Origin of the sequence: Intrasporangium oryzae NRRL B-24470 (genome assembly GCF_000576595.1) — a bacterium.
GTDB lineage: Bacteria > Actinomycetota > Actinomycetes > Actinomycetales > Dermatophilaceae > Intrasporangium_C > Intrasporangium_C oryzae.
The window spans coordinates 1-26,263 of record NZ_AWSA01000035.1; the positions used below are offsets into that span (position 1 = coordinate 1).

At 70.7% G+C, this 26,263-nt stretch carries 25 protein-coding genes and 2 tRNA genes; 9 read left to right on the forward strand and 18 right to left on the reverse strand.

Annotated features, from left to right (window positions below):
• From N865_RS15015 to leuC, 4 genes are all read right to left on the reverse strand, one after another.
• A partial coding sequence (locus N865_RS15015; RefSeq protein WP_034807614.1) for a hypothetical protein occupies window positions 1–621 on the reverse strand: 621 nt, incomplete at its 3' end.
• 236 nt (window positions 622–857) lie between these two features.
• Entirely contained in the window at window positions 858–1,667 is an 810-nt protein-coding gene (locus N865_RS15020; protein ID WP_034807617.1) for an HU family DNA-binding protein, read from the reverse strand.
• 284 nt (window positions 1,668–1,951) lie between these two features.
• On the reverse strand, window positions 1,952–2,545 hold the full coding sequence (gene leuD / locus N865_RS15025) for a 3-isopropylmalate dehydratase small subunit (protein WP_034807619.1): 594 nt from the start codon (window positions 2,543–2,545) through the stop codon (window positions 1,952–1,954).
• 3 nt (window positions 2,546–2,548) lie between these two features.
• Window positions 2,549–3,976, reverse strand: a complete 1,428-nt coding sequence (leuC, locus tag N865_RS15030) for a 3-isopropylmalate dehydratase large subunit (RefSeq protein ID WP_034807622.1) — start codon at window positions 3,974–3,976, stop codon at window positions 2,549–2,551.
• A 139-nt stretch (window positions 3,977–4,115) separates the two neighbouring features.
• On the opposite strand from leuC, the gene N865_RS15035 reads away from it, so the two are divergent.
• Entirely contained in the window at window positions 4,116–4,868 is a 753-nt protein-coding gene (locus N865_RS15035; RefSeq protein ID WP_034807625.1) for an IclR family transcriptional regulator, read from the forward strand.
• Window positions 4,869–4,979: 111 nt separating this feature from the next.
• Here N865_RS15035 and N865_RS23575 read toward each other — a convergent pair whose 3' ends face one another.
• Entirely contained in the window at window positions 4,980–5,309 is a 330-nt protein-coding gene (locus N865_RS23575) for a hypothetical protein (protein ID WP_245603785.1), read from the reverse strand.
• A 1-nt stretch (window position 5,310) separates the two neighbouring features.
• On the opposite strand from N865_RS23575, the gene N865_RS15040 reads away from it, so the two are divergent.
• Together N865_RS15040 and fgd are read left to right on the forward strand one after the other, a co-directional pair.
• A complete protein-coding gene (locus N865_RS15040) occupies window positions 5,311–5,952 on the forward strand; it encodes a L,D-transpeptidase family protein (RefSeq protein WP_245603786.1) in 642 nt (213 codons plus the stop codon).
• A gap of 97 nt (window positions 5,953–6,049) precedes the next feature.
• The gene (gene fgd, locus N865_RS15045) at window positions 6,050–7,057 is read left to right on the forward strand and encodes a glucose-6-phosphate dehydrogenase (coenzyme-F420) (protein ID WP_034807628.1); all 1,008 of its coding nucleotides are present in this window, start codon (window positions 6,050–6,052) and stop codon (window positions 7,055–7,057) included.
• Window positions 7,058–7,066: 9 nt separating this feature from the next.
• Here fgd and N865_RS15050 read toward each other — a convergent pair whose 3' ends face one another.
• The gene (locus tag N865_RS15050; protein ID WP_034807631.1) at window positions 7,067–7,573 is read right to left on the reverse strand and encodes a DUF4188 domain-containing protein; all 507 of its coding nucleotides are present in this window, start codon (window positions 7,571–7,573) and stop codon (window positions 7,067–7,069) included.
• Window positions 7,574–7,643: 70 nt separating this feature from the next.
• On the opposite strand from N865_RS15050, the gene N865_RS15055 reads away from it, so the two are divergent.
• Window positions 7,644–8,288 (forward strand): MerR family transcriptional regulator, encoded by a 645-nt coding sequence (locus tag N865_RS15055; RefSeq protein ID WP_034807634.1) that lies wholly within the window; start codon window positions 7,644–7,646, stop codon window positions 8,286–8,288.
• Here N865_RS15055 and N865_RS15060 read toward each other — a convergent pair.
• The 8 genes from N865_RS15060 to N865_RS15095 all read right to left on the reverse strand — a co-directional run bounded on the left by N865_RS15060 (window position 8,276) and on the right by N865_RS15095 (window position 15,273).
• Complete coding sequence (locus tag N865_RS15060; protein WP_051510669.1) at window positions 8,276–10,126, reverse strand: alpha/beta hydrolase; 1,851 nt, start codon at window positions 10,124–10,126, stop codon at window positions 8,276–8,278. The genes N865_RS15055 and N865_RS15060 overlap by 13 nt on opposite strands.
• A 34-nt stretch (window positions 10,127–10,160) precedes the next feature.
• A tRNA-Glu gene (locus N865_RS15065) sits at window positions 10,161–10,236 on the reverse strand.
• 101 nt (window positions 10,237–10,337) lie between these two features.
• Window positions 10,338–10,409, reverse strand: a tRNA-Gln gene (locus N865_RS15070).
• 90 nt (window positions 10,410–10,499) lie between these two features.
• A complete protein-coding gene (locus tag N865_RS15075; RefSeq protein WP_034807636.1) occupies window positions 10,500–11,222 on the reverse strand; it encodes an HAD family hydrolase in 723 nt (240 codons plus the stop codon).
• Window positions 11,219–11,860: a GNAT family N-acetyltransferase gene (locus N865_RS15080; protein ID WP_051510671.1), complete on the reverse strand. Its 642-nt coding sequence runs from the start codon at window positions 11,858–11,860 to the stop codon at window positions 11,219–11,221. The genes N865_RS15075 and N865_RS15080 overlap by 4 nt, the downstream gene beginning before the upstream one ends.
• Before the next feature lie 10 nt (window positions 11,861–11,870).
• Window positions 11,871–13,484, reverse strand: coding sequence for a glutamate--tRNA ligase (gene gltX, locus N865_RS15085; RefSeq protein ID WP_157557718.1), 1,614 nt, complete (start codon window positions 13,482–13,484; stop codon window positions 11,871–11,873).
• Window positions 13,485–13,550: 66 nt separating this feature from the next.
• Entirely contained in the window at window positions 13,551–14,330 is a 780-nt protein-coding gene (locus tag N865_RS15090; protein ID WP_034807640.1) for a fumarylacetoacetate hydrolase family protein, read from the reverse strand.
• Between the two features lie 34 nt (window positions 14,331–14,364).
• Entirely contained in the window at window positions 14,365–15,273 is a 909-nt protein-coding gene (locus N865_RS15095; RefSeq protein ID WP_034807642.1) for a DMT family transporter, read from the reverse strand.
• Between the two features lie 59 nt (window positions 15,274–15,332).
• Between N865_RS15095 and N865_RS15100 the strand changes: the two genes are divergently transcribed.
• Window positions 15,333–15,686, forward strand: coding sequence for a hypothetical protein (locus N865_RS15100; protein ID WP_051510675.1), 354 nt, complete (start codon window positions 15,333–15,335; stop codon window positions 15,684–15,686).
• A 151-nt stretch (window positions 15,687–15,837) separates the two neighbouring features.
• Here N865_RS15100 and N865_RS15105 read toward each other — a convergent pair whose 3' ends face one another.
• Entirely contained in the window at window positions 15,838–17,241 is a 1,404-nt protein-coding gene (locus tag N865_RS15105; RefSeq protein WP_157557719.1) for an HNH endonuclease signature motif containing protein, read from the reverse strand.
• A 234-nt stretch (window positions 17,242–17,475) separates the two neighbouring features.
• On the opposite strand from N865_RS15105, the gene N865_RS15110 reads away from it, so the two are divergent.
• Window positions 17,476–18,351, forward strand: coding sequence for a hypothetical protein (locus N865_RS15110; RefSeq protein WP_034807646.1), 876 nt, complete (start codon window positions 17,476–17,478; stop codon window positions 18,349–18,351).
• Window positions 18,352–18,606: 255 nt separating this feature from the next.
• Entirely contained in the window at window positions 18,607–18,927 is a 321-nt protein-coding gene (locus N865_RS15115; RefSeq protein ID WP_034807648.1) for a hypothetical protein, read from the forward strand.
• Window positions 18,928–19,589: 662 nt separating this feature from the next.
• Here N865_RS15115 and N865_RS15120 read toward each other — a convergent pair.
• Both N865_RS15120 and N865_RS15125 read right to left on the reverse strand, forming a co-directional pair.
• Window positions 19,590–20,405, reverse strand: coding sequence for an alpha/beta fold hydrolase (locus tag N865_RS15120; protein WP_051510678.1), 816 nt, complete (start codon window positions 20,403–20,405; stop codon window positions 19,590–19,592).
• A gap of 128 nt (window positions 20,406–20,533) precedes the next feature.
• Window positions 20,534–21,097 carry a dihydrofolate reductase family protein gene (locus N865_RS15125; RefSeq protein ID WP_456077512.1) on the reverse strand — a complete coding sequence of 188 codons (564 nt, stop codon included), beginning with the start codon at window positions 21,095–21,097 and terminating at the stop codon, window positions 20,534–20,536.
• Window positions 21,098–21,232: 135 nt separating this feature from the next.
• Here N865_RS15125 and N865_RS15130 point away from each other — a divergent pair, with 135 nt between their 5' ends.
• The gene (locus N865_RS15130) at window positions 21,233–21,835 is read left to right on the forward strand and encodes a TetR/AcrR family transcriptional regulator (RefSeq protein WP_034807651.1); all 603 of its coding nucleotides are present in this window, start codon (window positions 21,233–21,235) and stop codon (window positions 21,833–21,835) included.
• Window positions 21,836–21,853: 18 nt separating this feature from the next.
• Here the strand turns inward: N865_RS15130 and N865_RS23580 are convergent, their stop codons facing one another.
• Window positions 21,854–22,051, reverse strand: a complete 198-nt coding sequence (locus tag N865_RS23580) for a hypothetical protein (RefSeq protein ID WP_034807653.1) — start codon at window positions 22,049–22,051, stop codon at window positions 21,854–21,856.
• On the opposite strand from N865_RS23580, the gene N865_RS15140 reads away from it, so the two are divergent.
• Window positions 22,023–26,144 carry a S8 family serine peptidase gene (locus N865_RS15140; RefSeq protein ID WP_407636787.1) on the forward strand — a complete coding sequence of 1,374 codons (4,122 nt, stop codon included), beginning with the start codon at window positions 22,023–22,025 and terminating at the stop codon, window positions 26,142–26,144. The two genes, N865_RS23580 and N865_RS15140, sit on opposite strands and share 29 nt — an antisense overlap.
• Window positions 26,145–26,263: the final 119 nt, after the last annotated feature.

Genomic DNA, 26,263 nt, shown 5'->3' on the forward strand with positions numbered 1-26,263 from the left:
CACCGCCCACGTCCCGCAGTCGACGAGGTTGGTCGACAGGTCCGTGAGGCAGGACGGCTGCGTCTGCGGGAGAGCGGCACTCGGTGCGACCGACGCGATGTGCCGGGCGCCGAGGCCCTGGTAGTAGCCGAGCCGGTAGATCTCGACGGTATAGGCTGCCGCATCCGTGCGGATCTTGAAGTCGACCGTCTCACCGTGGTTGACGCTCATCTGGGTCGCGAACCCCGCGATGGACCCGCCGCCGGAGTCCTTCGTCGGGATGTCCCACTCGGAGGCGGGCGCACCAGGAAGCGCGTTCTCGCAGACGACCGGGTTGGGCGCGACGGAGCAGTCGGCGTCGATGATGGCGCCGGCGGCCGCCCTCGACGTGTCCGTGGTCGGACCGCCGGTGGGCGCGCTCGTGGCCACGCGGCCCACGGGGCGGTCCATCGGGTCGAGGACCGAGGAGATCGTTGCGCGCCCCCCGACCTTCGGATCCATCTTCCGGTCGTCCCGGGGGTCCGGTTCCCCGATGGCGGGTCCCGCCACGAGGACGAGGATGACCGATGTGGCGAGAAGCGCGGTGAGGCCCTGCCTGCGGGTGGAGACGGAGGGCAGGCGGCGTGACGATGAGCGCGGCACGGAGTTCCTTGGTGCTTGTGGTGTGCCGTGTGAGGATCGCTCGACCACCCGGCAGGCCCCGGGCGCTCGGTCGCACGAGCCGGCCAGTCGGCCTCCCCCGGTCCCCCACACCCGCGGCGTCGGCGACCCCTGATGTGCCGACAGCCGCGGGCAGCATACACGGCCTGAGGCGCCTCGCTGCACATCAGAGAGGGCGCCTCAGGGTGCCGGCCTGAGCCCGGACGCGAGGGGCCTGTTCAGCCCTTGGCGGCGGCCTTCCGAGTCGTCGTCTTCTTGGCCGGAGCCGACTTCACCGCAGCCTTCGCCGTGGACGCCGTCGCCGTCTTGCGCGCGGTGGTCGTCTTCGTGGCCGCCTTGGTCGCGGTCCTGGCAGCGGCCGTGGTCGCGGCCTTGCGTGTGGTCGCGGCCTTCGTGGCGGTCTTGCTCGCGGTCTTGGTCGCCGTCTTCGTCGTCGCCCGTGCGGGAGCGGTCTTCGTCGCGGCGGCGCGGGCCGGAGCCGCCTTCGTCGTGGTCCGAGCGGTCGTGGCCCTTGCCGTCGAGGCCCTCGCCGTGGTCTTCTTCGCGGACGCCTTCGCCGGGGCGGCCTTCGTGGCCGTCTTCGTGGCTGCCTTGGTTGCCGGGCGGGTGGCCGCCTTGGTCGCCGGGCGGGTTGCTGCCTTGGTCGCCGTCTTCGTCGTCGCACGGGCCGCCGGCCTGGCGGGCGCGGCCTTCGCGGCGGATGCCGTCCCGGCCGAGGCCCGGGAAGCGGCCGACTCCGTCTTCGAGAGCTTCTTGGCCCCCGAGACGATCTCCTTGAAGTTGGTGCCGGCCCGGAACTTGGGGACGCGGGTCCTCTTGATCTTGACCGTGTCACCGGTCTTGGGGTTCCGACCCGTCCGGGCGGCCCGGTCTGCCCGTTCGAAGGTGCCGAAGCCGGTGATGCCGACCTTCCCACCCTTGGCCACCTGGCGGATCACGACGTCGAGGAAGGCCTCGAGCGCGTCGGATGCCACTCTCTTGCTCCCGAGCTTGACCTCGAGGGCGTCGATCAGTTCTGCCTTGTTCACGTCTTCCCCTTCAGAGGACGGTCGGTGTCAGGCGACCCGACGAGAGGGTCCGGATCGAGTCCGGTTACCTCATGACGGTAGGCCGACTTGAACGCGAGGTCCACCACCGTTCCCGGGGTTCTCGTTGTGTCGCAAGGGGATTGAGGAGGGTCGGCGGCCGTCCCGGAGCCCCGAAAGGGCTGCCGGGAGGACCGGCCCCCGAGGATAGAAATGGGCGAACCCCGTTGTCGCTCAACAGGATTCGCCCATCTCACACGGCCAGCCGTGGCCGCTCGGACTGCGGCTCAGGCCAGGGTCGTGACCGGCTTGTGCGTCGGCCTCGTCTCCTCGAACTTCGATACCGCGTCCTCGTGTCGCAGGGTCAGGCCGATGTCGTCGAGACCCTCGAGGAGGCGCCACCGGGTGTAGTCGTCGATCTCGAAGGGCGCGACGATCTCCCCCGCGTGGACCGTCCGGGAGACGAGGTCGACCGTGATCTCGGCGCCGGGGTGGTTCTCGAGGTACTTCCAGATCAGCTCGACGTCGTCCTGGCGGACGATCGCCGTGAGGAGGCCCTGCTTGCCGCTGTTGCCACGGAAGATGTCCGCGAAGCGGGAGCTGATCACGACGCGGAAGCCGTAGTTCATCAGGGCCCACACCGCGTGCTCGCGACTCGACCCCGTGCCGAAGTCCGGGCCGGCCACGAGGACCGACCCAGCGGCATACGACGGGTTGTTGAGGACGAAGGACTCGTCCTTGCGCCAGGCAGCGAAGAGGCCGTCCTCGAAGCCGGTTCGGGTCACGCGCTTGAGGTACTCGGCGGGGATGATCTGGTCGGTGTCGACGTTGCTCCGGCGCAGCGGCACACCGACTCCGGTGTGCGTCTCGAACTTCTCCATGGTTCAGGCCTCCTCGCGGGCGGTGGACGTCTCGAGCGCCGGCAGGTCGGCCGGGCTCGACAGGGTGCCGCGAACCGCCGTGGCGGCGGCGACGAGCGGGCTGACGAGGTGGGTGCGCCCACCCTTGCCCTGGCGACCCTCGAAGTTGCGGTTGGACGTCGAGGCGCTCCGCTCGCCCGGGGAGAGGGTGTCGGGGTTCATGCCCAGACACATCGAGCAGCCGGGGAGGCGCCACTCGGCACCCGCCTCGGTGAAGACCTGGTCGAGGCCCTCGGCCTCGGCCTGGAGGCGGACCTTCGCCGAGCCGGGCACGACGAGCATCCGGACCCCGTCGGCCACCTGGTGCCCCTTGACGACCGCCGCTGCGGCACGGAGGTCCTCGATGCGGCCGTTGGTGCACGACCCGACGAAGACCGTGTCGACCCGGATGTCCCGGAGCGGCGTGCCCGGCTCGAGCCCCATGTAGGCGAGCGCGTTCGCGGCCGCGAGGCGGTCGCTCTCGTCGGCGAACGCCTCCGGGTCGGGCACGGACTCACCGAGCGGAAGACCCTGCCCCGGGTTGGTGCCCCACGTGACGAAGGGGGTCAGCTCGGACGCGTCGAGGTCCACCTCGGCGTCGAAGACGGCGTCGTCGTCGGAGCGCAGGGCCGTCCACTCGGCGACGGCGGCATCCCAGTCGGCGCCCTTGGGCGCGTGCGGACGCCCCTCGAGGTAGTCGAAGGTCGTCTGGTCGGGGGCGATCATCCCGGCGCGGGCCCCGGCCTCGATCGACATGTTGCAGACCGTCATGCGGGCCTCCATCGACAGGGCCTCGATGGCCTCGCCGCGGTACTCGATGACGTAGCCCTGGCCCCCGCCGGTGCCGATCTTGGCGATGACGGCGAGGACGATGTCCTTGGCGGTGACGCCGTCGGAGAGCTGCCCGCGGACGTTGACGGCGAGGGTGCGGAACGGCTTGAGCGGGAGCGTCTGGGTCGCGAGGACGTGCTCGACCTCGGACGTGCCGATGCCGAAGGCGAGGGCGCCGAAGGCCCCGTGGGTCGAGGTGTGGCTGTCACCGCAGACGACGGTCATCCCGGGCTGCGTGAGGCCGAGCTGCGGGCCGACGACGTGGACGATGCCCTGGTCGGCGTCACCCATGGGGTAGAGCTTGACCCCGAACTCCTCGCAGTTGCGCCGCAGGGTCTCGACCTGGACCTTCGAGACCGGGTCGGTGATGGGGCCCGGGGTCGTCGGGACGTTGTGGTCCTCGGTGGCGAGGGTCAGGTCGGGCCGGCGCACGCCCCGGCCCGCGAGCCGCAGCCCGTCGAAGGCCTGCGGGCTGGTGACCTCATGGAGGAGATGGAGGTCGATGTAGAGCAGATCGGGCTCACCCTCGGCCCGCCGTACGACGTGCGACTCCCAGACCTTCTCGGCCAGCGTCCCTGCCATGACATCCCTCCGCGACGACGTTCCAACCCTGTGAGCGCACGCCGGACGGGTCGTCGCGACGTCGCTGCACGGAACAGCCTGAACCTTTTGTGGGTCCAACGGATTGACGTCTCAGTGCCTGAGACGTCAATATCAGTGCATGGACAACTCTTCAGGTGTCGGCGTGCTCGACAAGGCAGCCACGGTTCTCGGTGCCCTCGAGGCAGGTCCCGCCACCCTCGCCCAGCTCGTCGGGGCGACCGGGCTGGCGCGACCGACGGCGCACCGCCTTGCCGTCGCGCTCGAGCACCACCGTCTCGTCTCCCGCGACATGCAGGGCCGCTTCGTGCTCGGCCCACGGCTCGGCGAGCTCGCGTCGGCCGCCGGCGAGGACCGCCTCCTCGCCGCCGCCGGCCCGGTCCTCGGCGCGCTCCGCGACCACACCAACGAGAGCGCGCAGCTCTTCCGGCGCCAGGGCGACCAGCGCATCTGCGTCGCCGCGGCCGAGCGGCCGGTCGGCCTGCGCGACTCGATCCCGGTCGGCGCCACCCTCTCGATGCTCGCCGGCTCGGCGGCACAGGTCCTGCTCGCATGGGAGGAACCAGACCGCCTCCACCGGGGCCTGCAGGGCGCCTCCTTCACGGCCACCGCCCTGTCCGGGGTCCGCCGGCGCGGCTGGGCGCAGAGCGTCGCCGAGCGCGAGCCCGGCGTGGCCTCGGTCTCGGCACCGGTCCGCGGGCCCTCCGGTCGCGTCGTGGCGGCGGTCTCGATCTCGGGCCCGATCGAGCGCCTGTCGCGTCAGCCTGGTCGCCTCCACGCCGCGACGGTCGTCGCCGGCGCCAACAAGCTGACCGAGGTGCTCCGTCGGCACCACGCGATGCAGCAGCAGCAACAGCAGCAGCAGAACGCCTGAGCCGTCTGCGGCGTCGTTGACAGCCGTCCTTGACGGCCGTCGTTGACAACGGATCGGTCACGATCACGATCCACCCGTCGGCGTGGCCAACCTCTCAGGTAGCCCGCGGCGTCATCCTGTGTGCAACGTCCTACGCTTGAACAGGGGGATCGAGATGTCCACGATGGCCCGACACGGCCTCAACCTGCGGCGCACATCCCAGGTGGCCACCGCGCTGGCGGTGGTCCTGGCGATCGCGGCCTGTGGTCCCGGCCAGGACGCCGGGGTGCCGCCGACCGGAACCCAGGCATCGAGCTCGACGGCGCCGTCGCCCAGCTCGACGACGCCGTCGCCCAGCTCGAGCACACCGAGCACACCGACCACCCCGCGCCAGCCGACCACGACCACGTCGCCGCCCAAGCCGACGGCGAAGCCGACGAAGCCGGCACCTCCCGTGGTCATCGTGCTCCGGCCTGGTGACAACGGCAGCAAGGTCCGCTCGCTCCAGGCCCGGCTGCGCCAGATCGGCTGGTTCTCCGGCGACGTCAGCGACCACTATGGCTCGCGCACGACGGAGGCCGTGAAGGGCTTCCAGGCCAAGCGCGGCCTCGCCGCGACGGGCGTCGTCGACGAGACGACGTGGAACCGGCTCCTGGCCATGACCCACACGCCGACGGCCGACGAGCTGGCCAACGTCAAGGCCACACCGAAGCCTTCGGGGCCGATGAGGTGGGACGTCGACACGCGCTGTCTGACCGGCCGGGTCATGTGCATCAGCAAGTCGACGCGGATGCTCACCTGGGTCATCGACGGGGTGCCGCAGTACCAGTTCGCGGTCCGCTTCGGCAGCGACGAGCTCCCGACGCGCGAGGGTGTCTTCCACGTCTACAAGAAGCAGGTCGACGTGATCTCCAACCTCTACCACACGCCGATGCCGTACTCGATGTTCTTCAGTGGCGGCCAGGCCGTGCACTACTCGTCGAACTTCGCCCGGCTCGGGTACTCCGGCGCCTCGCACGGGTGCGTCAACGTCCGCGACTGGGACGGCATCGTCCGGCTCTACAACGAGTCGCGCATCGGCGACGCCGTCATCATCCACTGGTGAACCCCCTCCAGCGCCCCCGGCCCGCCCGGCCGTGGGCGCTCGACCGTCGTAGGCTGGCGGGACCACTCCCCGTCACCCGCAAGGCCTGGAGGTCACCGTGCTCAAGGTTGGTTGGAAGGCGTCCGCCGAGCAGTTCGGTCCGCGAGAGCTCGTCACGTATGCCGCGCAGGCCGAGTCGCTCGGCCTCGACTCCGTCTTCATCTCCGACCACTTCCAGCCGTGGCGCCACGGCGAGGGCCACGCGCCCTTCGCGATGTCCTGGCTCGCCGCCGCCGCCGAGCGCACGGAGCGGATCCAGCTCGGGACGTCGGTCATGACGCCCACCTTCCGCTACAACCCCGCCATCGTGGCGCAGGCCTTCGGCACGCTCGGAGCCCTCAACCCGGGCCGGATCATCCTCGGGATCGGCACGGGCGAGGCCATCAACGAGGTCGCTGTCGGCGCGGCACAGTCGCCCTGGCCCGAGTTCAAGGAGCGGTTCGCGCGCCTGCGCGAGGCGGTGACCTTGATGCGCCGGCTCTGGACGGAGGAGCGGGTGACGTTCGAGGGCGACTACTACCGGACGAAGGACGCGACGGTCTACGACCGCCCGGAGACCCCCGTGCCGGTCTACGTCGCCGCCGGGGGACCCCTCGTCGCGCGGTATGCCGGGCGCTCGGGTGACGGCTTCATCTGCACCTCCGGGAAGGGCCGCGAGCTCTACGAGGACCAGCTCGTCCCCGCTGTCGAGGAGGGCCTCGCCAAGGCGGGGCGCCGGCCCGGGGACATCGACCGGATGATCGAGATCAAGCTCTCCTACGACCGCGATCCCGCGGCAGCGCTGCACAACGTGCGGTTCTGGGCGCCGCTGTCGCTACCGGCGGAGCACAAGCACGGCGTCGAGGACCCGGTGGAGATGGAGCGGCTCGCCGACGAGCTCACCGACGAGGAGATCGCCAAGCGGTGGATCGTCACGAGCGACCCCGAGGAGGCCATCGCGCAGATCAAGCCCTACGTCGGCTGGGGCTTCAACCACCTCGTCCTCCACGCGCCGGGCCACGACCAGCCGCGCTTCCTCGAGCAGTTCGCCGCGGACATCCTCCCAGGGCTCCGCGAGCTGGGCTGACGAGACGCTTCAGCTCGCTCGCGCCAGGCGGGCGTGTCTCCGACCGGACCGGTCCGACGTCGTGCCGAACGCTGCGCCGAGACCGGTGGCCGGCATCGAGACGTAGAGGCTTTCGTGGGCCCCGGCCGGGACGGCATACGTCTCGTGCCAGATGCCGACGACCCCGGCGGCCTCCCGGCTGCGCCGGTAGAAGTCGAGCCACGCCGGCCGGTGGCCCCGCCCCGGATCGTGGGCGTAGGCGTAGATGTCCTCGACGCTGCGCCAGTACTGGACGAGGGTCGGGCCGCCCGCCCCGAGAAGGGTCCGGTGGTCGAGGAAGCCCGGGTGCACACCCGCTCCCGCCTCGGCCGCAGCGCGGGCCCGGTGGAGCTCGGCCAGCATCGGCCCCATCGCGCGCAGCGTCGGGACCCAGATGTCGGGTCGCCACGGCTTGTTGATCCTCATCCCGATGAGGAAGACGGCGAGGTCGCCGTCGAAGTCGTGGCTGTGATGGGCGTGCTGAGTCGTGCGGGACATGCAGGCCTCCATCGGATAGTTGGACTATCCAATAGTGGATAGCGCTACTATCCAATGTCAAGGAGGATGGATGAGGATCTCGCAGCTGGCCGACGCCACGGGCGTCGGCATCCCGACGCTCAAGTACTACCTCCGCGAGGGCCTGCTCCACGCGGGTGAGGCGGAGAGCGCCACCCGCGCGTCGTACGACGCGAGCCATGTCGAGCGGGTGCGCCTCGTCCGGACGCTCATCGACGTGGGCCGCCTCTCGATCGAGCGGGTGCGCGAGGTGGTGGCGGCCCTGGAGCACCCTCCGGCGACGCGCCACGAACTGCTCGGCACCGCCCACGACGTCCTCCGCGCCCACGACCAGCCACGGCTCGGCTCGCCCGCCGACGGGATCGCCCCAGCGGCCGTCGGCCAGGTCGCCGCCCTGGGCGCGCCGCCCTGCGCCGACTCCCCTGCCGCCCGCCAGCTCGGCCTCGCCCTGACCGCCGCATCGGCCGCCGGGTGGCCGATCAGCGACCACACCCTCGAGACCTGGGCGGGCGCGATGCGTACGGTCGCCGGGCAGGACATCGACGCGGCCCTCGCGGGCACCTCGTCGGCCGACGCCCTGAGGTACGCCATCGTCGGCAACGTGCTCACCGACCCCGTCATCATCGCGCTCCGACGCGTGGCCCAGGAGCAGCTCAGCGCAGAGATGCTCGGCGGCACGGGGGGTCAGTTCCGGTAGGGCCGCGCCTCGAGGATCTTCGCGAGGTGCGCGGTCCTGGCGGCGGACCAGCCGGGCGGGTTGGACACCTGGACCCACGACGTGAGGTTCGCCGTGGCCGAGTAGAGGTGGCCGTAGCCCATGGGGATGCTCCCCGCGCCGGGCAGGTCGAGCAGAACCTGCCACATCGTCACGACGGGGAACCACCCCATCCGCTCTGACACATCGGGTCCGCGCTGACCATCCAGGATCCAGTCGGGCCGGCTGAACGCAAGGCTGGGCGAGAAGAAGACGACCGGGTCCGACGCGTGCTGGAGGTAGACGATCCGGGTCGGCCCCCACGGGCCCGGGGTCTGCGCGAAACCGTCCTGCTCCGCCGTGAACCTCACGGTGCGGCCCTTCTCGTAGACCGGCAGCCAGGGCGCGGTCCCCGGCTCGCGCTGGGCGATCAAGCGGCTGTGCAGCTCGTTGACGAAGGTGGGGCCGACCATGAGGGCGCCGTCGATCGGCTCGTTGATGACGTTCATCGACGACAGGATGCTCTCGACCCCGAGCGAGCCGAGCGACAGCCCGTAGAGGTAGAGCCTGGGCCGTGATGCCGCGGGGAGGGTCGACCAGTACCCGTGGACCGTGTCGAAGACGGTCCGCGAGGTCTCCCTCACGGCGTCCTGGTCGGCGAGGAGGGAGATCCAGCTGGGCAGGTAGGAGTACTGCACGCCGGCGATGGCCGTGTCGCCGTTCCAGATGTACTCGATCGGGTCGACCCCGTTCATGTCGAGGAACCCCGTGCCCGTCGTCGTCGCGACGACGAGGATCTTGCGGTTGAAGGCCCCGGTGCGCTTGAGCTCCTGGAGCAGCAGGTCGGCCCGTCGCTGGACGGTGTCGGCCGACGCGAGCCCGACATAGACCCGGATGGGCTCCTTGGCACCGCCGCCGTTGGCGGCGTCGAGGTCGGCGACGGTGGGGCCCGACGCGACGAACGAGCGTCCCTGGCGGCCGAGCTGCTCCCACTTCGTCAGCGACTGCGGGCTGCCCGACCGCTCCGGAGCCGCGGGCTGGGCGACGCCCAGCGTCAGGGTCGTGTCACGCGGGGCGAACAAGGCGTTGGTGGCGGCGAAGAAGCCGTTGACGAGGACGCCGCTCCACAGCAGCCACATGACGAGCAGGAGCACGCTGGTCCCCAGGACAACGGCAAGACGGCGCGGCAGCAACCGCCCGAGGAAGCGGATGACGGTCTGGAAGAGCAGTCGGACGCTCCTCGCCACGACGAGCACGAGGTTGGCCACGATGAACGTGACGACGATGATGACGGGCCAGACCGTAGGGCTCACCGGCTCCATCCCGTACACGCCGCGGATCTCGTTCTGCCAGCCGACGAGGCGCCACCCGCCGAAGACCGCCGCCCAGAGGCCGAGAGCGACGAGGATCCGCACGATGACGGTGCGCACCCGACCCGTTGGCTTGGGGATCTCGAGGTAGTCCCAGACCCACTGGAGGCTCGCCCCGAGGCCGTAGCCGACCATCACCGTGACGCCCGAGGCGATGCCCTGGACGTAGCCGGAGCGCGGCAGGAGGGACGGCGTCAGCGACAGGGCGAAGAACCACGAGGCGAAGGTGAGCCCGGTACCGGAGAAGGAGGGCTCGAAGACCCGCTTCGCGTGGCCGAGGGTCGGCGCCCAGCGGTGGTGTCCGGGTGGTGGTGGGCCGACCGCGTCGACCGGGGCGTCGTGACCCTGCCGAGCGCCCTCCGGCGCGTTCCCGGTCACGACAACGGTCATGGTGGCCAGCCCCTCGAGCTCGAGATACCTGCTCTCTGCAGCGTAGGAGCCGAACCCGTGAACCGTCCGGGGAAGGAGCAAGGCCCGGATCCTGAGGGATCCGGGCCTTGCCACGTGGTAGCCCCGACGGGATTCGAACCCGCGCTACCGCCTTGAGAGGGCGGCGTGCTAGGCCGCTACACAACGGGGCCACGCGCTTCACCGAGTCACCTCGGCACGAGGAGAAACCTTACCGTGAAGGAGCGATTTCTCCGAATCGGCCCAACCTCGCTCGCGCGGGGCTGAACCAGAGCTGGGGTACCAGGACTCGAACCTAGAATGACGGAACCAGAAACCGTAGTGTTGCCAATTACACCATACCCCAAGGGGTTTCACGTCCAGCCGACCCGGGGGCGGGCTGTGCGGTGAACCGAGAGGAAATACTACCCATGTCCGGGGCGGTCTCCCAAATCGGCTAGCCCAGGAGCGCCGCGACCTCGTCGAGACGCGTGACGCGCGCCACGGGGTGCGAGGTGCCGAGCCGCGCCCGGTCGAGCCAGACCCCACGCAGGCCGACGGCCGTGGCTCCGAGGACGTCCCACTCGAGGCTGTCGCCGATGCACACGGTCTCCCCCGGCTCGGCCCCGACGAGCCGGCACGTCTCGAGGTAGACGCGCGGGTCGGGCTTGCCGAACCCCAACGTGTCGGTCGTCACCACGACCGCGAAGGCGTCGAGCAGGTCGAGCGCCTCGAGCTTGAGCCGGGTCGGCTCGGCGGCCGAGTTCGTCAGGAGGGCGACCGGCAGCCCGGCCCGGTGTGCGGCGTCGAGGAGCGGCGGGACGTCGTCGAAGAGGCGCTGGGCCTGGCGGAAGGCCGGGGCGTAGGCGAGCTCGTAGGCCTCGTGCGCCCCGTCCGGCACGGTCAGGTCGAAGGCGCGGGCCACCTCGTCGAGACGACCCGCGCGCATCGCCTCGAAGGCGACCTCCCCCGACGCGTAGCGCGGGAACCACCGCTCGGGGTCCTCGTAGTACCGCTCAGCCATGGCCACGTGGTCGGCGTCGCTCGCCGGCCAGACCGTGGCCGCGGCGACCGTCCCCGCCGCGACCGTCGCCCCACGGGTGTCGACGATCGTGTCGTCGACATCGAGGACGAGCGCCCGTATGCCGCTGAGCGCGCTCGCGAGGGTCGGCTCGCTCACCCGCCGTCCCCCAGTCCGAAGAACGGCAGGGCGGCGTCGACCCCCGTGATCTCGACGTCGGTGCCACGGCCCGAGGCGACCCAGTCGGCCCGCTCGACGCGGACGTGCTGGAGCGTCTCCCCGCTGTGCTGGAGGGTCGAGGTGTGGGTGTCGCGGTAGCCGAGCGCACGGGAGACCCCGAGCGAGGACCCGTTGTCCACGACGGCCGAGCTGACGGCCGCCTCGGCCCCCAGGTGGCGGAACGCGAGCTCGAGGATCGCGCGGCGCATGTCCTTGCCCGAGCCCTTTCCGCGCGCGTCCCGCACGAGCCACGAGGACGAGTCGACGGTCCGCTCGGCGCGGTAGTCGGGGCCCTCGAGGGTCTGCATGCCGATCAGGTCACCACCGAGCCGGACGGCGAAGGGCAGCGCCCAGTCGTCCGGGGACCACAGGCCGAAGCAGCGCCAGTAGCTCTGCACGAGGATGGCCCGGCGGTTGGACGGGTCGTCGAGAGCGGCATACCGCGTTGCGGACGGGTCCATCTCGAGGTCGGCCGGCAGGATGGCGCAGAGGCTCGGCAGGTCGGCCTCGGTCACGGGACGCAGGTCGAGGTCGCCCACCTGCAGGCGCAGGCCGCGCAGGGGCCAGACCTCCACCATCGCCGAGGCCTCAGAGCGAGTCGCGCAGGGCACGGAGGCGGGCCAGCGTCGAGGTCTTGCCGAGGATCTCCATCGACTCGAAGAGCGGCGGGGAGATCCGCTGGCCGGAGACGGCGGTGCGAAGGGGGCCGAAGGCGAACTTCGGCTTGATGCCGAGGCCGTCGACGATGGCCTCGCGGAGCGCGGCCTCGATGACCGGGGCGTGCCACGCACTGCCGGTGCCGAGGACGCCGGGACCGTGGTCGTCGATGTCGCCGAGCGCGTGGAGGGCGGCGTCGAGGACCCGCGGCGAGTCCTCCTTGAGCTGGGCGCGCGCGTCGTCGGCGATCTCGAGCTGGTCGTCGGCGACGAAGAACGGGCCGACGAGAGCCGGTGCCTCGGTCAGGTGCGCCATCCGCGTCTGGATGAGCTCGGCGACGAGCTTGAGGCGCCCGAGCTCCCCGAGCGAGGGGTTGCCGAAGAGGACCCCCGCCTCCTCGAGATAGGGCAGCAGGCGCGAGGCGAACTCCCCCACGTCGAGCGAGCGGATGTAGACCCCGTTGAGCCAGTCGAGCTTCTTGAGGTCGAAGATCGGCCCGATCGGGTTGACCTTCGACCAGTCGAACGTCCGGCTGAAATCGTCGAACGAGAAGACCTCGACGTCGTTGCCCTCGGCGTCCTGCTGCGGGGGGTAGGCCAGGAGCGCGAGGAAGTTGACGAGCGCCTCCGGAAGGTAGCCCTGCTCGCGGAACCACGTGAGGCGGGCGGCAGGGTTCTTGCGCTTGGAGATCTTCGACTTGTCGGTGTTGCGCAGGAGCGGCATGTGCGCGAACTTCGGCGCCTCGAGCCCGAGCCACCGGTAGAGCAGGATGTGCTTGGGCGTCGAGCTGATCCACTCCTCGCCGCGGACGACGTGCGTGATGCCCATCTCGTGGTCGTCGACGACGACGGCCATGTGGTATGTCGGGAAACCGTCGGCCTTGAGGATCACCTGGTCGTCCGGGCGGGGGGCCGAGACCGTGCCACGGATGACGTCCTCGAAGACGAGCGGGGCGTCGTCGGGGATGAGCATGCGGACGACCGGCGTCTCGGAGAAACCGGGCAGCGCGGCCCGCTCCTCACGGGTCTTGCCGTGGCACAGCCGGTCGTAGCCGGTCGGCTGCTTCGTCTTCTGCTGGACGTCGCGCATCTGCGCCAGGCGCTCGGTCGAGCACCAGCAGTAGTAGGCGTGACCGGACTCGATGAGGCGCTCGACGTAGGGCCGGTAGGTGTCGAGGCGCTCCGACTGGCGGTAGGGGGCATAGGGGCCGCCGATGTCGGGCCCCTCGTCCCAGTGCAGGCCGAGCCAGCCGAGCATGTCGTAGAGCTGCGCCTCGCTGTCCTCACGGAAGCGGGCGCGGTCGGTGTCCTCGACGCGGAGGACGAACTGGCCGCCCTGCTGCCGGGCGAAGGCGAGGTTGAAGAGGGACATGTACGCCGTCCCGACATGGGGGTCGCCGGTGGGCGACGGCGCGACGCGGAGGCGCACCGCACCCTTCCCGTCGGAGGTGGAGACCCGGGGGGTGGGAGCCGGCCGGACCTCGACCGAGCTCTCGTTCGGGACCGAGCCCGGCGGCATACCAGTGTCGTTCGTCGTGTCGCTCATAGTGCGCCCAAGCCTAGTGGTCGCGTACGGGCCGAGCGACGGGCGCCGGAGGCGGCGGGAGTCCGCTCAGCGACGGACGAAGGTGTTGGTCAGCGACCCGAGGCCCTCGATCTCGACGGTGACCTGCTGGCCGGCCTCGACGAGCCCGACGCCGGCCGGCGTCCCCGTCAGGATCACGTCTCCGGGCAGGAGCGTGAAGGCAGCAGAGGCGTGCTCGATGATCGCGCCGATGCCGTGGATCATGTCGGCGGTCGTGCCGTCCTGACGGACGTCGCCGTCGAGGGTGGTCACGATGTGGAGGTCGGCCGGGTCGAGCTCGGTCTCGATCCACGGTCCGAGCGGGCAGCTCGTGTCGAAGCCCTTGGCCCGGGCCCACTGGCCGTCGGTGCGCTGCCAGTCGCGGGCCGTCACGTCGTTGGCGATGGTGTAGCCGTAGATGCACTCGGCGGCGTTCTCGGCCTTGACGCCCTTGGTGATCGTCTTGATGACGACCGCGAGCTCGCCCTCGTAGGAGATCTCGCTGCTGCCGGACGGCAGGACGACCGGGTCGTACGGCCCGACAACGGCGGTGTTGGGCTTGAAGAACATCATCGGCTCGGCCGGGACCTCGCCGCCCATCTCCTTCGCGTGGTCGGCATAGTTCCTGCCGATCGCGACGACCTTGGACCGCGGGATGACCGGCGCGAGGAGACGCACGTCCTCGAGCATGACCGGCGGCTGCCCGCTCGGCTGGAGACCGATGTAGAGCGGGTCCCCCGCGAGGGGCGTGATGACCTCGCTCCCCGGGTCACCCTGGACGATGCCGTATGCCGGGTCCTCCCCGGTCGTGTACCTCGCGATGCGCACGGGCCCCAGCCTACGACCCGCCGGAAGGACCGCGTCAGCAGCACTCGATGCGGGGAGACTGAGCGTCACAGCAGCCCCTCGGACCGAGCTCGGCCACGAACATCGCCCCGACGACGAGGACACCGCCGAGGACGCCCGCCGAACCAAGAGCCTCGTGGCCGGCCGTCGCCGCGAAGACTGCAGCGAAGAAGGGCTCCATGGTCATCACCACCGCGGCCGTGGTCGCCGTGAGCCGGCTCTGGGCCCAGGCCTGCACCACGAACCCGACACAGGTCGCTGCGACCGCGACGTAGATGGCGGACCACCACGTCGTCATCGACGAAGGCACCTCGAGACCGTCTCCCGCGATGGCCCAGAGCGCGCACAGCGCGGTGGCGATGCAGACCGATGTGGCGGTGAGTGCGACGGCGTTGGCCGCCGTCGCCCAGCGGCTCAACGACGCGATGTGCAGCGCGAAGCAGGCCGCCCCGGCCACGGTGAGGGCCGCACCCAGGCTCACCGTCGTGCTGCGCAGGACGAGGAGCGCCATCCCCACGGTCGCCAGCACGACAGCAGCCCACCCGGCCCGACCGACGCTTTCCCCGAAGAAGGCGGCAGCCACGACTGGCGTGAGGACGACGGCGGCCCCGGTGAGGAAGCCGGACACGCCCGCATCGGTGTCGAGCAGGCCGTGGGTCTGCAGCAGGAAGCCGGCCGCCAGGAAGGCGCCAAGGGCAGCGCCGTGCCCCAGCTCCCGGCGGGTCATGGCCCGGAGCCGGCGTGGTGCCGCGACCACGAGCACGAGGGCGGCGATCCCGAACCGCCAGACCAGGAAGGACGCGGGCGAGGTCTCGGGGAGGGCCTGCTTCGTGACGACGAAGGTCGAGCCCCACACGGCGGTCGCACCGACGAGGGCGGCGACCGCCCCGAGAGGTCGTGCGCTCGTCCGCGACGCTGTCGACACCCGACCATCGTCGAGCCTCGGCGCGACAGCGGACAAGGCGGACAGGGCAGGATCGGGCCATGCGTGTCATCGAGGCCTCGACCCTGCCAGCCCACCCCGTCGGTCAGTTCGGAAGCGTCGGGTTCTTCGTCGCTCTCGCGGGCGCGGCAGTTCACGCCGTCGTGGCCAGGCTCGAGCCCGGCGGCCGGATCGGGCGTCACCCGGCTGTCGTCGACCAGGCACTCGTCGTGCTGGCCGGCGACGCTGTCGTCTCTGGGCACGACGACGTGCGGGTCGAGGCGTCGGTGGGCCAGGTCGTCATCTGGACTGCCGGCGAGGACCACGAGACACACACGAGCCACGGGCTCACTGCGCTCATCCTCGAAGCCGAAGGGCTCGGCGACGCCTTCGTCGCAGAGGGTCCGCGGTCCTGACCAGGGCCCCGGGCGCGGGGGCCTTGGCTGCCGCCGAGCACACTGTTCGGACAGCCATGTCCCAGCGGCGAGACAGGCTTGGCGTCCATCCGCTCCGAGGCAAGCCTGAACAGATCGCCGCCCTCCCTGCTCTTCTACGTCGTCAGTGTCCTCAGAAGGGCGGCGAGTCGTCGGGCGCGCTCGTGGGCCGGGCCGGCTCGGCTCCGTCGCGCAGCGCTTCCAGCCAGTCCTTGGGGTAGGTGACGTACTCGCGGCCCGCGAGGGTGGTCCAGGCGAGGCCGCCGTCGGCGAGGAGTCTCGACCGGAAGAGACCCGACGTCTTGGTGTTGTGGCAGCGGCGGTGTTTCGCATGGAGATTGGCGAGCGTCGTCGGCCCGGCCGGCCACGGGACCTCGTGGTCGAGGTCGCACCGGCCGGCCGGGACCTCACAGCCCGGGCCGCGGCATACACCGTCTCGGGCACGCACCGCGGCGACCATGGCTGCGGTGGGCGTGTAGGACTCGGTGGACAGCTCGAGCGCCCGTCCGGTGTCGACGTCGACGGCGAGCCGCTGCCACACGGACCCCGGCGCCGTCATGATCTGGCGGGCGTGCGCCGCGGTGACCCAGCCGTGGCCCGGGAGCTCGCATGGCGCCTCCGAGGTCCCCGCGGCGACCGCGAAGGGCACGACGATCCACACCCGCGCGGCGGGCATCCCGGGCCAGCCCGGTTCGGCACCTGATGTCACACCGGGTGTGACATCAGGTGGGACCTGAAGGCCCGTCGGCCCTCCGTCCGGCCGCCCGGACAGAAGCGTGTCGCCGATGAAGTCGGAGCGGAGCTGGTCGAGCGTGCGTGGGTCGCCCGTCGCGCGAAGGGCCCGAGCCGCCGCGTCGGCGCGGTCGAGGATGCCGACGACCCGCTCGGCGGTCATCACGAGCGTGAGAACACCCATGCCGTCCTCCGTCAGGCGGCCGTATGCCGTGCGGGACGCCTGTGCGGACGCGCGGCGCTCGTCGGCGCCTCGGGAGTCGGCAGCGAGCACGCAGCGACGCAGCCGCTGGCGGAAGGTGGCCGCCGAGACCGGCCCGCCGTCACGTGCGGGGGCGAGAACGGCGGACTCGACGTCGGCGGCTGCCGCGTCGGGCAGCGACGCGGTCGCCTCGGCAACCGCGAGGGCCCGGGACAGGGACGTGCGACCGGCGGCCAGCTCAGCGCGCAGGAGGCGGTGCCGTCGTGGACGAGTGGCGAGGTGCAGCCGACGCGAGACCTCGCCCTCGCCCAAGCCGGTGGCGAGCGCGATCTCCTTGGCGACGACCTGGTCGACGCTGACCGGAACGACCTTGCCGTGACCGCGGCTGGCCATGACCGCACCAAACTGCTGCTCCTGCACGGTGTGCAGGAAGCCGTAGGCCTCGAGCAGCTGTGACTCGATGCGCGCCTTGGCCGCCTCGAGCTCCTGGATCCTCGCCAGCCCGTCCGACGCCGCATCGGCGAGCCCCCGGAACCGCTCGACCTTCGCATCGCCGCACGCCGACGGGCTCGACACGCGGCTGCCCCATGACGCCTCGAGCACAGAGGGATACGACGACGCACAGAGGTACGGCGGCATCTCGGCTCCCTTCACTCGCGTGGACTCGGCTCGCTCCTATTCGAACATGAGTTCGATGCTCTGTCAAGAACGTCGGGGCACTGATTCGCTTGTGCGCCAGGCAAATCCGTGCGCCAAGCGCTGAAACCGGTCCGCGCCTCCGCCCACCGCCCTGGCGCCGGGTCCTTCCCGGACGACCACCTCGCCTACCCTCGTGCCGTGGAGGTGCTGACCGAGCCGGAGTGGCGCGCGCGGACCGAGGCACACGAGGCCCGGGTCGACGCCGCCACGGCAGCGCACCTCCGTCGCCGTCAGGACGGCCGGAAGCATCCGGTCGAGGACTTCCTCTTCACGTACTACTCGTTCAAGCCCGGCCAGCTGCGCCGCTGGCATCCCGGCGCCGGCACGGCACTCCAGGGTGACGCACCCCACCTCAAGTGGCGCTTCTACCGCGTCGACGCCGGCCGTGTCGGCGTCGACGTCGACGCGTTCCTCGAAGCCCGCGGTGACACCGTCCGGTTCGTGCGCGAGCTCGTGTCCCGGACGGCGTCGCGGCCCGGACGGTTCGGCTGCTTCGGCCTCCACGAGTGGGCGATGGTCTACCGCCTCGACCAGTCCGACGTCCGCCACTCGGACTGGCCGCTCCGGCTCGGCCAGGAGGGCACCGACGCCGTCGTCGAGTCGCACCAGGTCGCCTGCTCGCACTTCGATGCCTACCGGTTCTTCACGCCCGACGCGTCCCCGCGCAACGCGCTGGCGCCGACGCGAGCCAGCCAAGCGGCATACGAACAGCCGGGTTGTCTCCACGCGGGGATGGATCTCTACAAGTGGGCCCACAAGCTCGTGCCTGCCGTGTCGAGCGACCTCGTCATGGACTGCTTCGAGCTGGCCCGCGAGATCCGCGAGCTCGACATGCGCGCCGCGCCGTACGACCTGCGCGAGCTCGGCTACGCGCCGGTTCCGATCGAGACCGCCGAAGGCAAGGCCGTGTACGTCGCCAAGCAGCGCGCGTTTGCCGAACGCGGCCACGTGCTGCGAGAGCGTTTGATCACTGCCTGCGACAAGATCATGCAATCCGCCCGAGAATCGACTTGATCGCGCAACGCGGCGGAAGCGGACACCTCTGGGAGCGCCAGGCACCGGACTATCGGCGCGGTGGTTACCGCGGTCGCGGGATTGCATCCCCGTGAGGTCTCATGATGGCCGGTGTGGCCTTGGCAGCTCTTTAGGCTGCGGTGTAGCGGGAACCGACGGCGACTGCGTTAGAGCTGAGAAAGCACCTCACAGCGAGCTCACAGCGTGGACCGGTAGGAATCACCTCCCGACATTTCAGCCCGAGGAGGAAGCAGGATGGGCCCGATCAAGTCGCTCTGGGCCAGCGTGCAGGGAGATCCCGTCTTCATGCGGAAGGTCAACGGGTGGCTCGCCATCTTCTGGATCGTGATGATCCCGGTGTCCATGATCTTCGGCTGGCTCAACTCGGTCGTCTACGTCTCGGCCCTCTCCCTCTGGGCGCTCGTGTCCGGACACTGGTCCGCATGGCAGGCGGCGCGGGTCGAGGTCAAGCAGCACGAGGAGTCGCAGCAGGCGCGCCAGCACGACATCCCCGAGCAGGTCGTCGACCTGCTCATCCGCAAGACCGACGTCGAGCCAGACGCCGCCACATCCTAGGCCGGCACTGGACGGCCAGCTCAACGCCCCCGGGCAGCGCCGGGTCGAGGTCACCCCGTCGACGCGGGAGGCGCCCCGGGCAGGCCCAGGCTTCGGGGCACGGCCAAACCCGCTGCAAAACGGTCTCTACCGAGCGCTGTAACTCTCGCGATCTCGGCGGCCATCGGGGTCGGATTAGTGGACCTACGCTCCCCCACGCGTGGCTGCCATTGGCGCCCGGGCACGCACCGTCACGGACATGAGCGGACACTTCTTCCCGGAGTTGTGCATCTGCGACGAATACGTAGATGGATCTCTGCAAGTGGGACCACAAGCTCGTGCCCGCCTTGGCGAGCGACCTCGTCACGGACTGCTTCGAGCGGGCTCGACGTGCGAGCCGCGCCGTACGACCTCCCACGAGCTCGGCTACGAGCCGATCCTCACCGAGACGCCAGAGAGCAAGGCGCAGGTTGCCGCTGAGCAGCGTTCGTGCACCGCGCGCAGTCAGGCGTTGGGTGACCGGCTGATAGTCGCGTGCGACCGCATCCCGCTCAGCTCGCCGGCCGGGGGCCGAGTGAGCGGCTGATGGGTCACCGTCCGCATCTCGGTCCCACCGGCAACGAGCACGATCGAGCAGCACTCCTTTGAGGGTGCCGAGGCGGCGCACGCCGACGACGACGGCGTCAGCTGTCGAGGCTGCTGAGCCACTCGGTGAGGCGGCGCGTGAATTCGCGTGGGCGCTCCAGGCTCGGCAGGTGTGCCGTATCCGGCCAGACCTCGCACTCGGCCGTCGGTAGTCGTGCGCCGAGGTCCCTCGCTGCCGCGGTAATGGTGTCCATGTCATGGCTACCGGAGATGATCAGGGTGGGCACGGTGACGTCCTCGAGCCGCTGGAGCGCGGGTGGGTCACACTCGTCGGCTTCGACGTCGCCCAGCTCGGACGCCGCCGCGAAGGCGTCCAGCTGCATACGCCGCACCTTCTCGACCAGTTGCCCATCAACCTCGTCGCGGCTCCGGCCGCTGCCGATCACCCATGCGTCGATGTTCGCGTCGGCTGCCGCAGACACGTCGCCGCTCTCGAGGGCCTGCCGTTCCGCGGCGAAGAATGCACGCAGATCGTCGGTGAGCTCAGACAGCAAAGCACCTCCGGGCGGGGCCAGGACCAGCGACGCGACCCGCTGCGGCTCGGTCAGGGCGACCTCCACAGCGACCCCGGCGCCGAAGGATGCGCCCACGACATGGGGACGGTCCAGGCCGAGCTCGTTCATGACGGCCACGACGTCGTCGGCGTGGCTGAACGCTCCCCCGATCGGGGGCCTGGTGCTCTGCCCGAAGCCACGGAGGTCGACTCGGGTGAGGTCGAAGTCCGTCAAGGCCTCCCACTGGGGATCCCACATCCGGCGGTCGGCGACGCCCGCGTGAATGAGCACAATCTGTGGGCTGCCCGGGTTCCCCGCCGGGCGGCGGTCATAGGCAAGACCGGTCGAGCTGAACGGCATTGGGGCTCCTCATAGTCAGGCGGTCAGGCTGTGGAAGTGGTGGATACAGGGACACCCGCTCCGGGCATGTGCGCGCTCCGCGCGACCGTGGGGCGACTCCGTTGGGCCGGCATCTGCGAGCACTGCGCTCAACGCACGACGTCGAAGACGTTGAGCTGAATTCCGTTGGCGTACGCCTTGGACTCGACCAGCTGGAGCTTCTGGGCATCCTTGTCCGTGGTGCTGAAGAGACGCTTGCCCGCTCCGAGCAGCAGAGGGTAGACGAGGAGGTGATAGCGGTCGATCAGTCCGGCGTCGGCGAGGCTCTGGTTGAGGGACGCACTGCCATGGACGATGATCGGACCGCCCTCGGTGGCCTTGAGGGCCGCCACGTCCTCCAGGGACCGCAGGATGGTCGTCTCACCCCAGTTCGACGCCAGGTCATCGACGCGCAGGGTGGTGGAGACGACGTACTTGGGCATCGCCTTGTATCCCGCAAACTCCTGCATGCCAGGCCAGATCGGGCTGAACGCCTCATAGCTCACGCGGCCCAGCAGCAAGGCCGCCGCCTCGGACTGCTCCCTGCCCTTGATGTCGTAGGCCTCAGACTCGAACTCGATGTCCTTGAAGGTCCAGCCTGAGTTGCGGTAGCCAGGCTCACCGCCGGGCGCTTCCACGACGCCATCGAGCGAGATGAAGGCGGTGCTGATCAATGATCGCAAAGGTGCTCCCCTGTTGTTGCGGCCGTTCTTGTAGCGACGTTGTGTCGCGTTAAGATGACACAGATCGGACACCCCAGGCAAGTGGAATCTGCGGGTGTCGGCACGGCGACCGAGAGGATGGACTGAGTGAAGGACGGGGCCACCCGACGGCCCGGTGGTCGCACCGCCCAGGTGCGGGCCGCCGTGCTCCACGCCACCTTTCGAGAGCTCGCCGAGCGCGGCTACGCCGGCATGAGCCTGGAGCATGTCGCCCTGAGGGCCGGGGTTCACAAGAGCACGGTCTACCGGCGCTGGGCCACCAAGGCCAACCTGCTGCTCGATGCGGTCAGCACGTTGGCCGAGACCCGCATCCCTGTCCCCGACACGGGCGACCTCGACCAAGACGTCCGGGCCTTCGCCCGCATGATTGCCGCCACGATGCGCAGCGATGACGGGGCAGCCGTGGTGAGAGGCCTGTTCGGCGGCGCAACCGAGTCCCCGGAGGTGCGCGACTTCCTGCAGGGGTTCTGGGCCGGCCGATTCGCCCAGGTCCGCCCCATCGTCGAACGCGCCGTCGAGCGGGGGGACCTGCCGGAGCACACGGATGCGGACGAGCTCATCAAGCACGTCGGAGCGCCGCTTTATTACCGGCTGCTTGTCACCCTCGATCCGGTCACTGCGACGGTGGCCGACCGGGCGGCCGCTGCGGCCCTCGCCGCGGCGCGTGCTGGCGTCTTCTCCCGGGATTGAGCTGCCGAGTCAGCTACCTCACGCACCGACCCAGTCCACTTCGGCCTCGTCCCCGCGCAGCGGCCCGTCTGCTTCCGGGCCGACCCGGAGACGTGGCGCGGAGAGTGTGCGGTTTCTCGCGACATCGTCGCAGCGCACGAGCTCGACGGACACCGCGCGCCCGCTGGACTGGTCCGAGGACATCGACCTGCGCTGGCTGATGCTGCGGATGATCACGGAGTACGCCCAGCACTGCGGACACCTCGACCTTCTCCGCGAGGGGTCGACCGCAGGACCGGCGCCTGAGAGGCCCAGGAGCCTTCACCTCCTCCTGAGGGCACCGCGCAGTATGCCGCCGAGCAGCGTTCGTTCGTCGGTGACAATGCACCAGCCGACCACGGTCACGTCCCAGGGCTTTACGCAGGCCGCGGGTGGCGAGAAGACGCCATGGCAGATGGCCGCCAGCCCGGATGGGACCCGGTTCCGGCACGTCCCTGCCACGTTGTGTCGCGTCCACTCCCCTCCCCACGATGGGACGCACATGTCAGATCACCCCCGCCCGGTCGCCGGCCCGCACCGGCGACGCGGCCTCCCCGTCATCGCCGGGGCCGTCGCGCTCGCTGTCGGCGCCGGCGTCGTCGCGCCGACCGGTGGAGCCCTCGCGGCAGACGCCGGCACGACAGACTCCGCGAGAACACAACCCGCCTCGCCCACCGGCGAGCGCACCGTCACCCTGATCACCGGTGACGTCGTCCACGTGACGACAACGGCCCAGGGCCAACAGGTCCTGACGGTCGACCGCGTGAACGACCTCCAGGGCGGCTACCAGACCCAGTCCTACGGCGGCGACACCTACGTCATCCCGGACGAGGCGCAGGCCTACCTAGCCTCCGGCGTCCTCGACGAGCACCTGTTCAACATCACGGAGCTGCTCGACCAGGGTTACGACGACGCCTCGTCCCCGGCGCTGCCGATCATCGTCGAGTACACCTCGACCAGGCAGCGCTCCGCCGCAACGCCGCCCGGCGCGAAGCTCTCCCGGACCCTGCCGAGCATCCGGGGCGCTGCCCTGACCACACCGCGTCAGAGCTCGGCGGCCTTCTGGGATGCAGCCACCCCGAGGACGCAGCGTGACGGCACCTCTGCTGCCACGCCATCGGGCGCCGGCACGGTCGCGGGCGCCGTCCCGACCACGACGTCGTTCGGCGGCGGGATCGCCCACATCTGGCTCGACGGCAAGGTCAAGGCTGACCTCGCCGAGGCTGTCCCGCAGGTCAAGGCACCCCAGGCCTGGGCGGCCGGGTTCGACGGCACCGGTGTCAAGGTCGCGGTCCTCGACACCGGTATCGACCAGACGCACCCGGATCTGGCAGGCAAGCTCGACGAGGTCCGCAGCTTCGTCCCCGGCGAGGGGACCGAGGACGTCAACGGGCATGGCACCCACGTCGCCTCGACGATCGCGGGCACCGGCGCCGCATCCTCCGGCAAGCTCAAGGGCGTCGCCCCGGGTGCCGACCTGCTCGTCGGCAAGGTCCTGAGCAACAGCGGCAGCGGCCTCAACTCGTGGATCATCGCGGGCATGGAGTGGGGCGCCGCGAACGCCCCCGTCGTCAGCATGAGCCTCGGTTCGCAGGAGGCCAGCGACGGGACCGACCCGATGGCCCTCGCGGTCAACCGCCTCACCGAGCAGACCGGCGCCCTCTTCGTTATCGCTGCGGGCAACACCGGCGCGCCCGGCACGATCGGCTCCCCTGGAGCAGCCGACGACGCGCTCACCATCGGCGCCGTCGACAAGCAGGACCGCCTCGCGTACTTCAGCTCCCAGGGCCCGCGCATCGGCGACCGGGCCCTGAAGCCCGACATGGTCGCCCCGGGCATGTCCATCGTCGCTGCGCGCTCCGCCCAGAGCAGCGGTACCGGCTTCTACACGAGCAAGAGCGGCACGTCGATGGCCACCCCGATGGTCTCCGGCGCGGCGGCGATCGTCGTGCAGCGGCACCCCGACTGGAAGGCGCCGCAGCTCAAGGCCGCGCTGATGAGCACCGCTGACGGGATCGGCACCAACGCGCCGTACCAGTTCGGAACCGGGCGCCTCGACGTCGCCAAGGCCCTCGGCCCGGTTCGAGCCACCGGCTCCGCCTACCTCGGTTTCACCGACTGGCCGCACACGGGCGACCCCGAGCAGACGCGTGACATCACGTACACCAACTCCTCCGACCAGCCAGTCGACCTCGCCCTCCAGACGAACGTCAACGGCCCGACCGGCCCCGTCACGGACCTCGTGCACCTGTCGGCCTCGACAGTCACCGTCCCGGCGAACGGCAGCGCGACCGTCCACGTCGCGGCAGACCCCGACGACGTGTCCGGTGTCGGCGCCTTCACGGGCACCGTCACGGCGACCTCGGCCGACGGAGCCGTCTCCCTCCGCACGAGCGTCGGCCTCGTCAAGGAGGAGGAGCGCTACTCGCTCAACATCCACATGGTCGGGCGCGACGGCAAGCCGGCCGGCGGCTTCGCCTACGTCTACCGCTACGGCGACGACCGCTCGTCCACCGTCCCGATCGACCCGGAGACCGGGATGGCGAGCGCCCAGCGCCTGCTCCCCGGCAAGTACATGGTGACGTCGTGGATGCCCGTCCCCGGCGCCCACGGCCCGGACTCCGCCGGCGTCGCGCTCCTCGGCACGCCCGAGATGACGCTCGGCAAGGACACGACGGTCACCCTGGACGCCCGGGCGGCGAACCTCGTCTCCGTGACGACGCCACGCCCGAGCGAGGACTCCTACCGCAGGACCGAGTGGTTCCGCTCCACCGGCGACGCAGGTCAGTACCAGACCTTCGCCGCGTCGTACACGAGCACCCCGGCCGTCCAGGACGTGCTCGCCGCGCCCGTCACGGCACCAGCCGCGGGGGCCTACGAGTTCCAGACCCGCTGGCGGAGGGTCGCACCCCGACTCGAGCTGACCGCCGCCTACGACAAGCGCGTCAAGCTCGACGAGGTCTACCAGGCGGGCACCCTGCGCCTCGACGGCAAGCGGACCTTCGCGACCGTCTGGGCCGGCATCGGCGACGCGGCCGCCTATGCGGACCTCGACGTCAAGGGCAAGGCCGTCCTCGTCCGCCGGAGCGACACGGTGACGTGGCGCGACCGGGCGAAGAACGCCGCCGCCGCGGGTGCCGCCCTCCTCGTCATCGTCAACGACCGCGCGGGCACGCTCTACGAGCCCACGGGAGGCGTCAACCTGCCGGTCGTCTCCCTGACGAAGGCCCAGGGCGACCCCGTCGCCGCCGCGGCAGAGGCCGGGAAACTGACGCTCGAGAGCGACGCGACGGAGTTCGCGCCGTACCTCTACGACCTCGTCAAGCACTACGAGGGCCGGATCCCGGAGGACCTGTCGTACGAGCCGACCGAGACCGAGCTGGCCCGCGTGGACACGACCTTCAACGGCACGGAGGGTCTCGTCTTCGAGCTTCGCGCCGACTGCCGGCCGTGGCACTGGCCGCCGTGCATCGGCCCGACGGAGGTCGTCGGTGCGCCGATGAGCCGCGTCGACTGGGTCTCCACCGACCCGGCGACCGGCTGGTACGCGGACGTGCAGACGGCGAGCGGCTGGGAGCAGCGGCACGACAGGGTCAGCTACCAGCCCGGTGCGCACGAGCGCATCGACTGGTTCGCCCCGGTGACGCACCCCCGCCTCGGCCCGGGCTTCTGGGGCCCTCGCCGTGACGGCCGGTGGATGGCGATCAACGTGGCCCCGTCCGGTGGCGGCAGCCCGCTCGTCACCGGTTACGACGACGGCGACGTGACGTCGCGGCTCTACCAGGCGGGCACGCTGCTGCGCACGAGCAAGAGCCAGTCGATCTCGATGACGGTCCCGGCGACCGACGGCACCGCCGAGTACCGGTACGAGATGGACACCGCCCGCTCGGCGGCATACGGGACGTCGCTGCGCACCAAGTCCGCGTGGACGTTCCGCACGGGCCAGGACATCGGGGACGACTGGCAGTACCTGCCGTTCCTGCAGCTCGGATTCGACGTCACGACCGACCTCGGCAACGCGGTCAAGGCGGGCCCGCACGAGATCCGGCTCACGGCCGCGCACGTCGCCGGGGTCGTCGGCGGCGGCACCGTGCAGGGCTCGACCCTCGAGGTGTCGACCGACGACGGCGTCACGTGGCGCCCGGCGAGCCTGCGCTCGACGGGCACCGGCGCGTGGGTCGCGAAGGTCGACGTCCAGGCGGGCCAGTGGATCTCCCTGCGCGCCAAGGCCTGGGACGACAAGGGCAACGCCGTCAACCAGGAGGTCATCCGCGCGTACACCGTGCGCTGACCGTGCACTGACCGGCAGAACGGACCCCGGAGCCCCGGCCACGACAGTGGCCGGGGCTCCGGCACGTCGATGTATCAGAGGCGGGGTATGCCGCTCTGAACGGTTGTCGGCGAAGGTGC

What these genes read in the sequence shown, in the direction of transcription:
- leuD (WP_034807619.1), bottom strand. Translation starts at nt 2,545, where the DNA reads ATGGAGAAGTTCGAGACGCACACCGGAGTCGGTGTGCCGCTGCGCCGG.
- leuC (WP_034807622.1), bottom strand. Translation starts at nt 3,976, where the DNA reads ATGGCAGGGACGCTGGCCGAGAAGGTCTGGGAGTCGCACGTCGTACGG.
- N865_RS15035 (WP_034807625.1), top strand. Translation starts at nt 4,116, where the DNA reads ATGGACAACTCTTCAGGTGTCGGCGTGCTCGACAAGGCAGCCACGGTT.
- N865_RS23575 (WP_245603785.1), bottom strand. Translation starts at nt 5,309, where the DNA reads ATGACCACGGGAGGTGCCGGCTTCGTCGGCTTCGCCGTCGGCTTGGGC.
- N865_RS15050 (WP_034807631.1), bottom strand. Translation starts at nt 7,573, where the DNA reads ATGTCCCGCACGACTCAGCACGCCCATCACAGCCACGACTTCGACGGC.
- N865_RS15055 (WP_034807634.1), top strand. Translation starts at nt 7,644, where the DNA reads ATGAGGATCTCGCAGCTGGCCGACGCCACGGGCGTCGGCATCCCGACG.
- N865_RS15080 (WP_051510671.1), bottom strand. Translation starts at nt 11,860, where the DNA reads ATGGTGGAGGTCTGGCCCCTGCGCGGCCTGCGCCTGCAGGTGGGCGAC.
- gltX (WP_157557718.1), bottom strand. Translation starts at nt 13,484, where the DNA reads ATGAGCGACACGACGAACGACACTGGTATGCCGCCGGGCTCGGTCCCG.
- N865_RS15100 (WP_051510675.1), top strand. Translation starts at nt 15,333, where the DNA reads ATGCGTGTCATCGAGGCCTCGACCCTGCCAGCCCACCCCGTCGGTCAG.
- N865_RS15115 (WP_034807648.1), top strand. Translation starts at nt 18,607, where the DNA reads ATGGGCCCGATCAAGTCGCTCTGGGCCAGCGTGCAGGGAGATCCCGTC.
- N865_RS15120 (WP_051510678.1), bottom strand. Translation starts at nt 20,405, where the DNA reads ATGCCGTTCAGCTCGACCGGTCTTGCCTATGACCGCCGCCCGGCGGGG.